Below are 14,678 nucleotides of genomic sequence, written 5' to 3'. Positions count from 1 at the left end.
TATGATAAACGTTGTTTTTGACAGGAATGATGACAATTCAATTCATACATTTACGATGGATGGACATGCTGATTTTGCAGAGCATGGAAAAGATTTAGTTTGTGCAGGAGCATCAGCTGTTTCTTTCGGTGCTGTTAATGCAATCGCAGCGATCTGTGACGTTCGTTTAGATGTAGAGATGAAGGGTGACGGGGGCTTTCTCCGCTGTCGTGTTCCTGAAAAACTCGATTCGAGCACTTATGAGAAAGTACAATTATTACTAGAAGGACTGTTCTACTCTTTGAAAACCTTAGAGGAACAGTACGGACAGTTTATAACAATCAAGAATTAATTAATCGTGATTCAGGAGGTGAAGACCATGTTTTTAAAATTGGACCTTCAATTTTTCGCAAGTAAAAAGGGTGTAGGTAGTACAAAGAACGGTCGTGACTCTATCGCGAAGCGCCTAGGCACAAAGCGTGGAGACGGACAAGAAGTTACTGGCGGATCTATCCTAGTACGTCAACGTGGAACGAAAATTTATCCAGGTGTGAACGTAGGTAAAGGTGGAGACGACACTTTGTTTGCGAAAGTAGACGGAGTTGTTAAATTTGAGCGTGTTGGACGTGACCGCAAGCAAGTTAGCGTGTACCCAGTTGCTCAAGAAGCGTAAATATAACGCAGCATGTAAAACCCCTAATGATATCTGATGTGAGTCAGGTTTTGTTAGGGTTTTTTTGTATTTTGTTAGGGGTTTTTGTATTATCCAATTGAATCTAAATTGTGTCTTGGTTTAGTGGTTTAGTGGTTCCTGTTAATCGCACGCGAACTCGTTGGAAATGATGGAGGTTGCTTTCGATAGAGTGCTGATCGCACGCGAACTCGTTGGAAATGGCGGATTTCGCGTTCGATGGAGGGTTGATCGTACGCGAAAATGAAGGAAATGAAGAAACTCGCGTTCGATAGGAGGTTAATCGCACGCGAAACTGAAGGAAATGAAGAAACTCGCGTTCGATAGGAGGTTAATCGCACGCGAAACTGAAGGAAATGAAGAAACTCGCGTTCGATAGGAGGTTAATCGCACGCGAAACTGAAGGAAATGAAGAAACTCGCGTTCGATAGGAGGTTAATCGCACGCGAAACTGAAGGAAATGAAGAAACTCGCGTTCGATAGGAGGTTAATCGCACGCGAAATCACAGGAAATGAAGAAACTCGCGTTCGATAGGAGGTTAATCGCACACGAACTCGTTGGAAATGGTGGATTTCGCGTTAGATGGAGGGTTAATCACACGCGAAATTGAAGGAAATGGTGAAATTCGCGTTGGATAGAGTGCTGATCGTACGCGAAATCACAGGAAATGGTGATACTCACGCAAGATAGAGATAACCCGACAGAGACAACTTATTTTCTAGATAATTTCCCTCTTTCGATTATAAAGACAACATGATAACTTCATACTATAATCAAACTCATGAAGTTACCTGTTATATATAAGCTAATACCCATATAATAATAAATTGGAAAGGGGTAACATATGAAACTAACTGTAATTGGTTTTTGGGGCGCATATCCTGAAAAAAACGAAGCAACATCATGCTACTTACTTCAGGATGGAGGTACAAATGTTCTTTTAGATTGTGGAAGCGGAGCTGTTGCCCAATTGCAAAATTATATTGATTTGGCAGTTATAGACGCCGTAATCCTATCTCATTATCATCACGATCATGTTGCGGATATTGGTGTTTTAACCTATAGTCGAGTGGTTGATATGAATTTGAAGAATACTGATCAACCTTTACATATTTATGGTCATCAAGACGATCAGCAAGGATATCAGCAACTTGGTAAAAAAACGTTTGCGGAAGCTTATGATTATGGTGAAAAATCAGTACTATCCATTGGATCTCTTTCTTTTACATTTCACCCCACTTCTCATCCTGCGCCGTGTTACGCAATTAAAGTCAAATCACAATCAGGCACTTCAATAGTTTATTCGGCAGATACTTCTTATGATGAATCGTTGGTTCCATTTATAGAAGGTGCTGACCTGCTCATTACGGAAACAAGTTTCTATGAGGGGCAAGAAGCAAAGAGCTATGGTCATATGAATAGTAAAGAGGCAGCAACTTTAGCCGTGAAAGGAAATGTTAAAGAACTGTTGCTTGCACACCTACCTCACTTTGGGGACCATCAACAATTAGTCAATGAAGCTAAAAAGTATTTTAAAGGCCCCATTAGTTTAGGAAAAAGAGGGTTAACATGGGAAGAATGACTCAGCCTCTACTAGCAACTGCGAAGCTTCAAGGTGGCTCACCATCCGCCCACAAAAAGCGAATAGCTTGTATCGAGTTCTATATTAGTAAAACAATTTACACGGTAGCCTAATGAAGCTGGTGTTATTAAACAACATCAGATTCATTAGGCTTTTTGATGTTCACAAAATAGTGCGGGACCAGGTCCCGCACAAATTTGTGTAAATTCAAACTTTACAAATAGTTTACAAACATTTACCTCGAATTCAAATCTCCTTAATATTTCTCTCTTATACTAAAAATTGTGGTAGAGAAATAATCTATCAAATTATGAAACTAAACCTAGGGAGGAAATTTGAAGTGAAAAAATACTTAGTTACATTATTATTAGCGACATTAACATTAGTATCAGTTGCATGTGGTTCTGAAGAAACAGACAATCAAGCAGATGCAAATGAATTATCTGGAGCAGTTTCAATTGATGGGTCTGGTACGGTTTATCCTTTAATGGCTCGTATTGCAGATGAATTTATGACTTCCGTTGAGGAAGGAGTAAGTGTCGAGGTAGGGCGTGCTGGTACAAGTGCTGGTATGCAAAAGTATGTTGTAGGTGAAACAGACTTCTCTAACGCATCTCGCCCAATAAAGGATGAAGAAGTAGCTGAATTAGAAGCGAATGATATCGATTCAAAGGAATTTAAAGTTGCACTAGATGGATTAACATTAGTAATTAACCCTGAAAATGATTGGGCTACGGAGATGACGGAAGAAGAAATTAAAACAATGTTTGTTACTGGTAACATCAAAGATGATGATCATGTATTATGGTCTGATATCCGTCCAGAATGGCCATCTGAAGAAATTAACTTCTATGGGCCTAATGAAAACCACGGAACTTATGAATTTTTCGTAGATGTCATTATTGAGAAGCAAGACCTAGTAGAAGGAATTAACCTTCAACAAGAATACTCTACACTAGTAAGTTTAGTATCTGAAGATGTAAATGGAATTGCATTCTTTGGCTATGGTTATTATGCAAATAACGACGATAAAATAACGGCAGTTTCTGTTGATTTTGGTAACGGTCCTGTAGCTCCATCATTAGAAACTATTGCTGAAGATGGTCCGTATGCTAATTTTACAAGACCAGTATTTACTAATCTTAACCTTGATGCTGCTAAAGAGAAGCCCCAAGTTAAAGCATTTGCTGAATATATCTTTAGTACTGGTGCTACAACTTTTGCAGGTGAAACAGGGTTTGCACCGCTTCCAGATAATGAACTAGATGAAGCGTTAGACTTTATTCAAAAACTTAACTGAGCCTTCAACTATCATCAAAAATAGTAATTTATAAAATAATGAAAATGAGAAGTAGTAAATGCTTCTCATTTTCTAGAAGTTTTTTCAGATGTAAATGGTAAAAATCCACTTGGACGATGGAAGGAGCAGTTTTTATGGGAAAAACTGTGAGTGTTAAAGATCTTATACGAAACAAAGATAAAAAAAATAAGTTGATGCTAAAAGCAGAGCGCACTATCCCTTTTATCTTATTTGCATTAGCTTCAATTTCCATTTTAACGACTGTGGGTATTGTTTCCACTTTGTTATATGAAACATTTCTCTTTTTCAGAGAAGTATCTATTATTGAGTTTTTTACTAATACAAATATGAAACCTTTAAGTCGAGTAGAGCCTAGCTTTAGTATTTTACCATTGTTAACTGGAACGATATTAATTTCACTTGTAGCAATGTTAGTAGCAATACCAATTGGCTTGACTACTGCTATCTATTTAAGTGAATATGCCTCAGAAAGTGTGAGGAAAGCAGTAAAACCAATTATTGAAGTTTTAGCAGGGATACCAACAATCGTATATGGTTTCTTTGCCTTCACATTTGTGACCCCTATTTTAAGAGAGTTTATACCTGCATTGCAGTCAACAAATGCCCTTAGTCCTGGAATTGTAATGGGAATAATGATTATTCCACTTGTGGCTTCTTTATCTGAAGACGCAATGAATTCGGTTCCTAAAGCAATGCGTGAAGGAGCATTGGCCCTTGGAGCAACTAAATTAGAGGTGACGCTTCGTGTTGTTATCCCTGCTGCAATTTCAGGAATTATTGCTTCTTTTGTATTAGGAATATCTAGAGCTATTGGAGAGACGATGATCGTGACTATTGCTAGTGGTAGTTCGAAGAATTTTACTTTTGATATCACTCAATCTATGCAAACGATGACAGCTTATATAGTTGAAGTAACGAGTGGTGATGCTGGGGCAGGTACAACAGCTTATTACAGTTTATATGCCGTTGCATTTGCATTGTTTATTTTTACATTGTTGATGAATATGTTTGCAGGACATATCTCTCGCAAATATAGGGAGGCCTATTAAAAATGAAGGAGTTCGCACTGAAGTCAGAGGAGAAGTTCCATAGTCATTATTTAAATATCGAAAAAGTAAATAAAAGAATGACTACTAGACTTTTTATAAACAATTTCGTCAAGTATTTGTTTTTAGCATCAACCATGTTCGGGTTAATTGTACTAGCATTTCTAATATATACAATTCTAAGAGACGGATTAGGTTGGATTAACATGGACTTTCTAACAAATAGACTTTCAACCTTACCAGAACGGGCGGGAATAGCTGGTGCGGTCGTTGGTACGCTATGGCTTATGTTTGTTGTTGGTCCAGTAACCATGGTTTTAGGTATTGGGACGGCAATTTACCTAGAAGAATATGCAAAAAGAGGAAGATTTCATTCCTTTATCCAGACGAATATAACTAATTTAGCTGGTGTTCCATCTATTGTATTTGGCCTGTTGGGATTAACCATTTTCGTACGAATGTTTGGATTTGGACCTAGTATAATTGCTGGCGGCTTGACAATGTCCTTACTTGTTTTACCAATTGTGGTCGTAGCAAGTCAGGAGGCAATTCGTTCTGTACCTCAGTTTTTGAGGGAAGCTTCGTACGGAATGGGGGCGACGAAATGGCAAACAATTAGAAACATTGTTTTACCAGCATCAATGGCGGGGATATTGACAGGTGTTATATTAGCTTTATCTCGAGCAATTGGTGAGACAGCACCGTTAGTCGCAATTGGAATTCCAGCTTTAATCATACCTATTCCAAGTAGTATCACGGATAATTTTACGGTTTTACCAATGCAAATTTATTACTGGACAATTGATTCTGTCTTAGTGGACGAATATGCTTCTATGGCAGCTGCCACCATCATTGTTTTGTTAATCGTATTATTTCTTATGAATTCGGTTGCTATCATCATCAGAAATAAGTTTAAGAAACGATACTAATAGGAGGGGACTAGGAATGTCTTCATTATCTATATCTACTGAACTGCCGTTGAAAAAAGAAACGACGGAACAAGTAAATAAAACCGTTGTTTATGATACAAAAAACTTAAATCTTTGGTATGGAAATAATCATGCACTAAAAAATATTAATTTACCAATGTACAAAAATGAAGTTACTGCGATTATAGGACCTTCAGGTTGTGGAAAATCAACTTATATAAAGACATTGAACCGAATGGTTGAATTAGTACAAAATGTAAGAATTTCAGGAGAAATATTATATCGGGAAAAAAATATATTTGATAAAGAATTCAGGGTTGAAGAACTACGTACGCGTGTAGGTATGGTATTTCAAAAACCAAACCCATTTCCGAAAACAATTTTTGACAATATTGCCTATGGACCTAGAATTCATGGAATAAAAGATAAAAAAATATTGAAGGAAATTGTAGAGAAAAGCTTACGTGGGGCTGCAATCTGGGAAGAAGTGAAGGATCGTCTACATGAAAATGCATATGGTCTATCAGGTGGTCAGCAACAGCGACTTTGTATTGCAAGATGCCTAGCGGTAGAGCCAGACGTTATTTTAATGGATGAACCAACATCTGCACTAGATCCTAAATCAACATTGAAAGTAGAAGAGCTCATCCAAGAATTAAAAGAAAACTATTCCATTATCATCGTCACCCACAATATGCAACAGGCCGCAAGAATCTCTGACAAAACAGCATTTTTCCTTAATGGAGAAGTAATTGAATATGATGATACGGATATAATTTTTTCCACACCATCAGATAAACGTACAGAAGACTATATTACTGGAAGATTTGGATAATGAGAGGGTGACGAAAAAGATGAACGTTCGAGGACATTTCGTGAATGATCTTGCGGAGTTAAAAGGAGAAGTACTGGAACTAGGTGGAATGGTAGAGCAAGCCTTCACAGAAACGATTGAAGCTATTAGAAAAAAAGAATACAGTAAGTTCGACGACATTATCATTCAAGACAGTAAGGTAAACAGTCTTGAATTAGAAATTAATGAAAAAGCTACTTTGATGATTGCCAAGCAGCAACCTGTTGCATCAGACTTAAGGAAATTAATTGTTAGTCTAAAAGTTTCTAGTGATCTCGAACGAATGGGTGACTTATCGGTGGATATGGCGAAAGCAGCCCAAAGGTTAACAGAAAAAGAAAATCTTATTCAATTCGAAGAGGAATTATTGCTTATGGCTTCTAAAGCACACGTTATGATTAAGGCAGTATTAATTGCTTTTCGTGATACAAATACTTTGGAAGCACAGAAAATTGCAGGGATGGACGATGAAGTTGATCACGCATATGCCAAATTTGTTCAATCATTATTCGAAGTAGTGGCAGTTGAAACGGGAGTTACAGAACAGGTAATGCAAATGGCTTTTATTGCGAGATATATTGAAAGAATTGCAGATTATTGTACAAATATAGCAGAATGGATCATTTATGAAGTAAACGGTCAACGATTTGATTTAAATTAGTCATTTGTTTTCCTGGGAAATAGAAAAATTCAACTGGAGGCTGGGACAAAAGTGTTTTAACATATGAAAAACCCGAACATTTGTTACGGAAATATACTCCGCTTTCACCGTAGGCATAAGTGCGACATCTGCTCATTCTTTGCAGTGTCTTCTTTACCGCGGGCGGCTGGTGAGCCTCTTTTGATGTGTTTCTTCCTCTACTAGATTTTCTCTGGAGTAACATGCGTCGAAACAACTCGCAGTTAATCCATGATGTAAACGTTCGTCACTGTGGGGTCTCACCCTTGCCTTTAATCCCGCAGGAACGAGCGATGCATCACGAATATGCTTCGAGTTGCCTCGACGGATAAGCTTCGTAGCATATGCTCGTAGAGGAAGAGGCACTTCGTATATTTCCTCCGCAAAAGTTATTATTGTTCGCAATTTCAGTTAAACACTTTAGTTATGTCCTAGCCTCTATTTTTTTGGTTGTATGAACAAAATATAATATGGAAAGATATAACAGTAGAAGGCATAATAGTTTACGTTATAATTTTGTTTTCGGTATACTACAAGTAGTACATAAAAGGAGGAAAAGACGTGGCACAACATTACAATACTTTTTTACATTCCCATGGACTGTTTTGGTTTTTAACTATTTTATTATTTGTTCTTGCTGTGATTTTTATCGGAAAAGGCAATGCAAAAATTGGGAAAATTATGCAAATGACACTTCGACTTTTTTACTTATTAGTAGGTGGAACTGGTATATTCATGATTATTATAAAACAGTTTTACTGGGAAACACTTGTCAAAGGTCTATTAGCATTTTGGCTTATATTTACGATGGAATTAATAACGAACCGAATGGCAAAAGGGACGTTAGATGGCAAATCAAAGATGGTATTTTGGGTTCAATTCGGAATTGCGCTCATTTTAACACTTTATTTTGGATTTAGTTCAACAGGGCGTTTGTAATTTCATAATGTTTAATAGGCCGTTCATCATTTGATGAATGGCCTATTGAATTATTTAGAAAATCACTTAATTTTCAAAAAAAAGGTTTACTTTTGAATATGATCAGAGTAATATTATTTGTGGAAGAAATGTAGAAAATAATGGAAAGGAGGCAATTGAAATGAAAAACTTAAAATTCACAAAAGTAAAACTAAATATTGGTGATCGACTAGCCTCCATAAAGGTACTTCCATTATAATCTGTATATAGGGAAATAGGGTATTCTACGCAGGTTGGTCGTTCGTTATCAGATCTGCGTTTTTTCATGCAATCACGATGCTCGTGGTTTTGTAGTTCATATAATTGTTAAGCGTAGATTTATAGTTAATCTACGTTTTTTTGTATTTCTAAATATCATTATATAAAACTGTAAAGAATTCCTTACATTCTTCCAAAATACATATAAGGGAGGTGATAATTATGATGTTTCATATCTTTTTTGTTACTGTAAATATATCTAAGCGAAAATATACAGCTGAAGATATTAAAAAGGAACAGCAACGAGAATATAGTCGTAAAGTTCGTCAGGAGTTGTTAGCAAAGCGATCTCAGTATATGCGATTATTCTAATTCATTCGCAACAATAAAAATTGAGGATAGGAGGAGAAAATAATGATTAATGAAAGTTCAATTTACTATCTTGTTAGAATTCCAGAGGGGAAAGGTTTTGTTTAGCTACTAAAAAATGTCGATAATAAAAGGCAATCGCTGATGCGGTTGCTTTTTTTTGACGAAACAACCATGAAACTACACGAATGTCTAGTCAAAATGACTAGTAGGTACATACACTGTTTATGTCAAACGAGACTAGGACCTATTTTAGGGAGTTACATGGGTTAAATTTTATGTATAAGGAGAGGTTATTATGGTTAACAGAGCAGATAATTTAGGTTTATTTGGATTCCCACTTTTTGGTGGACCACAACGCCCGGTTCAAACCTTGAACGTTAATGTGCAGGATACAGAAAAAGCCTTAGTTATTGAGGGAATAGTTGAAGGTTTTGAGAAAGAACATATTAAAATTGAATATGTTCGAAATGGTTTATTGTTAACTGCAGAAAAAACAATTGAAAAAGAAGTGGCAAATGCTGAGGATGAAGAGAATCAACTTCAAACTCCTCCTCAAGTAGCCAGAGTTCAACGTTTTGTACCTGTTTTCTTCCCATTTACAGACGAGGATGTTTCAGCTTCATTCGAAAACAATACACTAAAAGTAGTGATTAACAAAAACGATGCACACAGAAAATATATATCTATTGACTAATTTAAAAACATTTCTCCAAAAAGGTGTCCCAAAAGAAATACTTTTGGTGACACCTCTTATTTTTTCTATAGTAAGATGAGGATGAGATAACTTTTGTGTGATTGATGAACCAGGGCGCTTATTTTCTTAGTAGGTAGTTACATCATTATCATTTTTTTTAATTAATGCCCTTTCCAATAACATTTGAATTACATATACATATATAAGTAATAGTATACCGTTTATTGTCATAAGGAGGGAAAATGGTGAGACAACAACCAAGACCAACACCAAACCGTCCAGCAGATCCATTTAGTCAATTATTCTTTGGGAATGCGGGCCAACAGCAACAGTCTCCGCAATCTATGCAATATTCAAACCAACCAGGTTTTCAAGGGCAACCTTATCCACAACAACATCAACAATTTCAGCAACCAATGCAGCAGCAACAACCTTTTCATTACCAACAACAAGTGCAGCAACAGCAGCCAGTAAACCAGCACCAATGGCAACAACCTCAGCAAATGCAACAGCAGATGCAACAACAATATCCAGGGCAATTCCCAAATCAACAAAAGCCTCCAAAACAAAAGGTTAATGTTATGAAATATTTTACTAAGGATGATGGTTCATTGGACTTCGAAAAAATTGGGAATAGTGTTAATCAAGTAAGTGGAATATACGGTCAAGTTAGTCCGTTAGTAAAGCAATTGTCCCCCTTAATTTCAGTATTTAAAAAATAACCTACGCTGAAAATACAAATCATGTGTTGTTGATCGTTCAGACCATTCGCTTTCCGCCGGTGGTTGGAGGTGTATCATTGTGTCCCAGATTACTCAACTATTTATTGAGTTAATGGGGCACATTTTTTAGGACATTTTCGAGGAAAGCGGTCAGGAATACAACTCACACCGAAATCTTGTCCGCACCCCAAAGTTTGATAACAGGAAGCCCACGCAAAAGGACCGGGCGGTTTTTTCTATTAGTTCCGTTTGTGAGGAGAAAACTAAAATATAGCCGTAATTACTAGTCCAAATTGATAGCTAATTGGACTAGTAATTTTTATACCATTTATAAAAAAGTGGATCCACTTGGACCGATGAGGAATCGGGGATGAGATTTAGGTTTTTCTATTTTTCATACCTGATCAGGCGGCGATCGGGTATGAGATTATGATTATTCTCTTTTTCATACCAGTTCAGGCACCGATTAAGTATGAGATATTGATTTTCAAATTTTCCTACCTGAATCCTACAAGATAGGTTTATAAATAATACAGGGAGAAACTTCCCTTATTTAAGAAAAGGCACCGAAAATAGTGAAAATAGATGGAGAAATCCCCGCTATTTACTTGATAACCATGATAATTTGAGTTCTGTTTTAGCCCAGATATTCTATAATTCAATAATTTGGACCGCCCCTTTTAAATGCATGATAAGCCCCCCACTATCTAAGGAAGTGGGGGGATATTAATAATCGCTTTAATTTAGTTTTCTTTTTACCAGAAGAATGCAGAACCTAGGGCAAAGCCACCAATTCCAGCTAAAGCAACTGGTACAAAGTTAGGGTTGCCGCCCCACCCAGGTCTAGGTCCATACGCTGGTGACCCATGACCTGCAGGTGCTCCATATGCATACCCAGGAGCCCCGTACGACGGTGCTGGAGCATAGCCATGGTAGCCCTGGTGATAGCCATGATAGCCGTAACCAAAGCCTCGTGAATTCATTTGTGGTTGTTCTAACCATACATTTTTTTGATCAACATCAGCAATTCTTCCAACATGCTTTCGACCACACTTTTCAGTTATTTGAACAAATTGACCACGGTGTTGACAGCAAAGATCATAATAATTCATAGAAAATCCTCCTCCCTTACCAATCTCTTAATATTTTATTAGTTGAGTCAATTGTTGATTGTACACTTGTGCATGTTTTTTAAGATTTTTAGATCCGTTATGGTCATCTCATCTAGGCGTATAGCCTAATTTAAGATTTATCAGCGAATGTCTATACAAAATGCCATTACCGACATAGTGTATTAATGCGAAGAAAAAATCGCAGCAATTTTTACTAAGGGAGGGAGCTCAGATGGGTGCACCTGCTGGAGGTTACGCTTCAGGTTTTGCGTTTATTATCGTGGTGTTCATTTTGTTAGTAATAATTGGTGCAGCAGTAGTTAGACCAGGAGGAGGATATTACTACTAATATAAATCCTGGTTAATGTTGTATCAGAGTTGGCAAGATTTTCATTAAAAACTAATCTTTAATTCTAAAGAAGGAGGAATTTGAAATGAGTCATTATCATGACCCATATGCAGCATACGGTTGTGCGCCTACTGCGCCAGCAGCACCAGCACCAGCAACAGGTGGTTTTGCTGGAGGATTTGCTTTAATCTTGGTGTTGTTCATTCTATTAGTAATCATTGGAGCAGCATTAGCTGCAGGTACTGGAGCAGCTTGGTAGAAAATCATGAAATAAGGTTGTTGGATAATCCCAACAGCCTTTTCATTTCATATAAAGTCTAGTTTTTTTTGAGCTAAGCATATCGCCCAAATTAGTTTGATTTGGTTTATCGTCTATACAATTATCCTTATCGCACATATGTTATTGGTGCGAAGGATAATTCGCAAGACATTTTCGAAGGAGTGAGTGTTTAATGAGTCATACGGCTAGAGGCGTAGGTAGCTTTGCGTTTATTCTTGTAGTGTTTATCTTGTTAGTAATTATTGGAGCAGCAGTTGTAAGACCTGGATATGGTTACGGTTATTAATTAACCGTTAAATACCCTTATTCAAATTTATTAAGATAAAATATTTCGAAGGAGGAGTTCTTCATGAGTCACTATCACGGAGGATATGCAGATCCACAAATGGCAGGTTATGGTTACGGTGAACCAGGTTACTATGGTTGCTGTGCACCTGCACCAGCAGCACCTGTTGCAGCGCCAGCACATGGTGGAGGATTTGCAGGAGGATTTGCTTTAGTCCTTGTACTGTTTATCCTATTAGTAATCATTGGTGCAGCACTAGCAGCTGGCACTGGCGCTTACTAATTTAAGATTGATAAGTAGTAAAAAGCTGCTGGCTTAAGCCAGCAGCTTTTTTTTATGATGATAAGGAGTGCATGCTTTTTTAAAGTAAACATTCTTCGACAGTCCTATACTCATATCCTAAATCACGTGCTACAGCTTCATAAGTGACATAGCCCTTTGCTGTATTTACCCCTTTTACAAGGGCAGGATTATCCCTTAAAGCCTGCTCAATACCTTTATTGGCAATTTGTAATGCGTAAGGGACAGTAACGTTAGTCAAGGCTATTGTAGATGTTCTAGGGACTGCGCCTGGCATATTTGCAACCGCATAATGCACAACACCATGTTTTGTATATGTGGGATCATCATGTGTGGTGATGCGATCTACTGTTTCAAATATACCACCTTGATCAATTGCTACATCAACGATTACAGAGCCTGGCATCATATTAGTAATCATTTCTTCTGTAACTAATTTTGGTGCTTTAGCGCCGGGAATTAAAACAGCACCGATTACAAGATCTGATTCTTTGACTGCATTTGATATATTTAGAGGATTACTCATTAACGTATTAATTTCAGTACCGAAAATATCATCTAATTCTCTTAAACGTTCAGGATTAAGGTCAATTATAGTTACGTCAGCACCTAAACCCATAGCAATTTTTGCTGCATTGGTACCAACAACGCCACCACCTATAATCGTAACTTTACCACGTTTTACCCCAGGAACTCCTGATAAAAGGATACCACTTCCGCCTTTTGGCTTTTCTAGAAACTGTGCTCCAATTTGTGAGGCCATTCTTCCTGCAACTTCACTCATTGGAGTTAGTAAAGGGAGTGTTTTATTTACTTCTACTGTTTCATATGCAATGGCAGTAACTTTTTTCTCTGTTAACTTCTCCGCAAGCTCAGGAACAGCTGCTAAATGGAGATATGTAAAAAGGATTAGTCCCTCGCGAAAATATTCATACTCACTTGGTAAAGGCTCCTTCACTTTCATGACCATTTCAGCAGAAAACCATACATCTCTTGGTTCATCTAATAATATTGCACCTGCATCTACATAGGCTTCATTTTTAAAGCCACTGCCTAGTCCAGCATCCCGTTCAACATAAATAGTGTGACCAGCCTTATTTAAGGTTAAAACACCAGCGGGAGTCAAAGCAATCCGGTTTTCATTATTCTTCACTTCTTTAAGTACGCCAATTTTCATTAAGACCCCTCCTCTTGTTAATGTGTTTCCTGAATGGACATTCCCTTCCATAAACTATTTTATCTAAGTCTATCCTGTTATACCACAACTTTTTTTTATTATTACTATTAAATTATTGTTATATATAGTGAACATATTTAATGATGTAAAGACAACGATATTATTACTACATTTGCAAGGGGGCCCACATACCCTTTACTTATATTTATTTTTACTTTAATGTCTCCGAAATGCTCATAAAAAAAGACCGAACACTTTAGTTCGATCTTAATGACTTACTATCTAACTTAGGATTGTAGCATAAGTTTTACTATTACATTTCAATTTCTTTCGATGGGAAACGTGGTTCAATTTTTTCTTGAAAAAACTCTGTGTAATTTTGACTAGATAAAAAACCAACATAATCTTGTTTAGCTACTTCGTAATAAATCTTATATTCTCCGTTTTTAAAATGCACGTGTAATTGACGTGTCATTTCATCATAACCAATGGAATTTAATTCTCCGTAATTAAGTTGAGTCATTTCCATTTTTATTCCCCCTTAGATCTTGGAATAGGTACAATATAGAGTACCCATTATCTAATAAAAGTAACAGGATTGACGAAAAATGATGACATCTCTTCTTTGGATAGTACCTTACCACTGGAAATAACTTGATTATTAACGATTAATGTAGGTGTATAAAAAATACCATCAACATCGGATGAATGATTATGGAGAATTTCAACGTGGGCTTCTATACCTAAGTCAGTTACTACTTCCATCAATCGCTTCTCTACAATTTTTCCGTTTATGTTATCATTAATAAAAAGCTTTACGTCCAATTCCCCTCACCTCATTTCCTTGGAATTATCTTACACCTCTATTATAAAACGAACTGATATTGGTTGGTTTTGAGGTTTTTGTCGAGCATGTGAAAAGTTTATTACTATTTATAGAACTTTTCTGTAAAAAAAAATTTAGTAGTTTAAGATAAAATGGTTGATATTTACTTTGATAAAATAATACAATGAATAATAAGTAAGGCTATTTAGAATTTTTTTTGTGGAAGCGAAGAAAACATGTCTTCATTTGGGCACTTGGGCATGTAGGAGCTAGTAGTGCAACCGACCGTTTTTTCGGTCGGTT

At 36.8% G+C, this 14,678-nt stretch carries 21 protein-coding genes and 1 riboswitch; of the genes, 17 read left to right on the top strand and 4 right to left on the bottom strand.

The genetic code is table 11. From position 1 onward, the window contains the following. The first annotated feature begins 1 nt into the window (after window position 1). From BW724_RS15365 to BW724_RS15310, 13 genes are all read left to right on the top strand, one after another. A complete protein-coding gene (locus BW724_RS15365) occupies window positions 2-331 on the top strand; it encodes a ribosomal-processing cysteine protease Prp (RefSeq protein ID WP_088076066.1) in 330 nt (109 codons plus the stop codon). 27 nt (window positions 332-358) lie between these two features. After that, entirely contained in the window at window positions 359-652 is a 294-nt protein-coding gene (gene rpmA / locus BW724_RS15360; protein ID WP_088076065.1) for a 50S ribosomal protein L27, read from the top strand. An 863-nt stretch (window positions 653-1,515) separates the two neighbouring features. Further along, window positions 1,516-2,253, top strand: coding sequence for an MBL fold metallo-hydrolase (locus BW724_RS15355; protein WP_088076064.1), 738 nt, complete (start codon window positions 1,516-1,518; stop codon window positions 2,251-2,253). Then, window positions 2,241-2,366, top strand: coding sequence for a hypothetical protein (locus BW724_RS24305; protein ID WP_268876156.1), 126 nt, complete (start codon window positions 2,241-2,243; stop codon window positions 2,364-2,366). The genes BW724_RS15355 and BW724_RS24305 overlap by 13 nt, the downstream gene beginning before the upstream one ends. Before the next feature lie 227 nt (window positions 2,367-2,593). Then, on the top strand, window positions 2,594-3,553 hold the full coding sequence (locus tag BW724_RS15350) for a PstS family phosphate ABC transporter substrate-binding protein (protein ID WP_088076063.1): 960 nt from the start codon (window positions 2,594-2,596) through the stop codon (window positions 3,551-3,553). Between the two features lie 134 nt (window positions 3,554-3,687). Continuing rightward, a complete protein-coding gene (gene pstC, locus BW724_RS15345) occupies window positions 3,688-4,623 on the top strand; it encodes a phosphate ABC transporter permease subunit PstC (protein WP_088076062.1) in 936 nt (311 codons plus the stop codon). Between the two features lie 2 nt (window positions 4,624-4,625). Further along, entirely contained in the window at window positions 4,626-5,549 is a 924-nt protein-coding gene (gene pstA, locus BW724_RS15340; RefSeq protein WP_088076061.1) for a phosphate ABC transporter permease PstA, read from the top strand. Window positions 5,550-5,565: 16 nt separating this feature from the next. Continuing rightward, window positions 5,566-6,384 (top strand): phosphate ABC transporter ATP-binding protein PstB, encoded by an 819-nt coding sequence (gene pstB, locus BW724_RS15335; protein WP_088076060.1) that lies wholly within the window; start codon window positions 5,566-5,568, stop codon window positions 6,382-6,384. A 19-nt stretch (window positions 6,385-6,403) separates the two neighbouring features. Further along, a complete protein-coding gene (gene phoU / locus BW724_RS15330) occupies window positions 6,404-7,063 on the top strand; it encodes a phosphate signaling complex protein PhoU (protein WP_088076059.1) in 660 nt (219 codons plus the stop codon). Between the two features lie 579 nt (window positions 7,064-7,642). After that, complete coding sequence (locus tag BW724_RS15325) at window positions 7,643-8,020, top strand: YisL family protein (RefSeq protein WP_088076058.1); 378 nt, start codon at window positions 7,643-7,645, stop codon at window positions 8,018-8,020. A 459-nt stretch (window positions 8,021-8,479) separates the two neighbouring features. Then, complete coding sequence (locus BW724_RS15320; RefSeq protein WP_088076057.1) at window positions 8,480-8,629, top strand: YrzI family small protein; 150 nt, start codon at window positions 8,480-8,482, stop codon at window positions 8,627-8,629. A 295-nt stretch (window positions 8,630-8,924) separates the two neighbouring features. Further along, on the top strand, window positions 8,925-9,323 hold the full coding sequence (locus tag BW724_RS15315) for an Hsp20/alpha crystallin family protein (RefSeq protein ID WP_088076056.1): 399 nt from the start codon (window positions 8,925-8,927) through the stop codon (window positions 9,321-9,323). A gap of 245 nt (window positions 9,324-9,568) precedes the next feature. Further along, entirely contained in the window at window positions 9,569-10,045 is a 477-nt protein-coding gene (locus BW724_RS15310) for a YppG family protein (RefSeq protein ID WP_176371427.1), read from the top strand. Window positions 10,046-10,800: 755 nt separating this feature from the next. Here BW724_RS15310 and BW724_RS23685 read toward each other — a convergent pair. Next, entirely contained in the window at window positions 10,801-11,157 is a 357-nt protein-coding gene (locus tag BW724_RS23685; RefSeq protein ID WP_176371426.1) for a hypothetical protein, read from the bottom strand. A 232-nt stretch (window positions 11,158-11,389) separates the two neighbouring features. Between BW724_RS23685 and BW724_RS15300 the strand changes: the two genes are divergently transcribed. The 4 genes from BW724_RS15300 to BW724_RS15285 all read left to right on the top strand — a co-directional run bounded on the left by BW724_RS15300 (window position 11,390) and on the right by BW724_RS15285 (window position 12,354). Continuing rightward, a complete protein-coding gene (locus tag BW724_RS15300) occupies window positions 11,390-11,506 on the top strand; it encodes a YjcZ family sporulation protein (protein WP_088076054.1) in 117 nt (38 codons plus the stop codon). An 85-nt stretch (window positions 11,507-11,591) separates the two neighbouring features. Continuing rightward, entirely contained in the window at window positions 11,592-11,765 is a 174-nt protein-coding gene (locus tag BW724_RS15295; RefSeq protein ID WP_088076053.1) for a YjcZ family sporulation protein, read from the top strand. 193 nt (window positions 11,766-11,958) lie between these two features. Next, on the top strand, window positions 11,959-12,072 hold the full coding sequence (locus BW724_RS15290) for a YjcZ family sporulation protein (protein WP_088076052.1): 114 nt from the start codon (window positions 11,959-11,961) through the stop codon (window positions 12,070-12,072). Between the two features lie 63 nt (window positions 12,073-12,135). Then, complete coding sequence (locus tag BW724_RS15285; protein ID WP_140354980.1) at window positions 12,136-12,354, top strand: YjcZ family sporulation protein; 219 nt, start codon at window positions 12,136-12,138, stop codon at window positions 12,352-12,354. Window positions 12,355-12,433: 79 nt separating this feature from the next. Here the strand turns inward: BW724_RS15285 and ald are convergent, their stop codons facing one another. From ald to BW724_RS15270, 3 genes are all read right to left on the bottom strand, one after another. Beyond that, complete coding sequence (ald, locus tag BW724_RS15280; RefSeq protein ID WP_088076051.1) at window positions 12,434-13,549, bottom strand: alanine dehydrogenase; 1,116 nt, start codon at window positions 13,547-13,549, stop codon at window positions 12,434-12,436. Window positions 13,550-13,862: 313 nt separating this feature from the next. Next, window positions 13,863-14,072, bottom strand: coding sequence for a KTSC domain-containing protein (locus BW724_RS15275; RefSeq protein WP_205160372.1), 210 nt, complete (start codon window positions 14,070-14,072; stop codon window positions 13,863-13,865). Window positions 14,073-14,125: 53 nt separating this feature from the next. Beyond that, window positions 14,126-14,374 (bottom strand): thioredoxin family protein, encoded by a 249-nt coding sequence (locus tag BW724_RS15270; protein WP_088076049.1) that lies wholly within the window; start codon window positions 14,372-14,374, stop codon window positions 14,126-14,128. Window positions 14,375-14,587: 213 nt separating this feature from the next. Then, a riboswitch (cyclic di-GMP riboswitch) is annotated at window positions 14,588-14,671 on the top strand. The last annotated feature ends 7 nt before the right edge of the window (window positions 14,672-14,678 follow it).

The sequence above is a fragment of the Litchfieldia alkalitelluris genome (assembly GCF_002153425.1).
Taxonomy (GTDB): Bacteria; Bacillota; Bacilli; order Bacillales; family Salisediminibacteriaceae; genus Evansella; species Evansella alkalicola.
The sequence above is the reverse complement of the archived record's forward strand: the minus strand, read 5'-3'. Positions and strand labels throughout refer to the sequence as shown.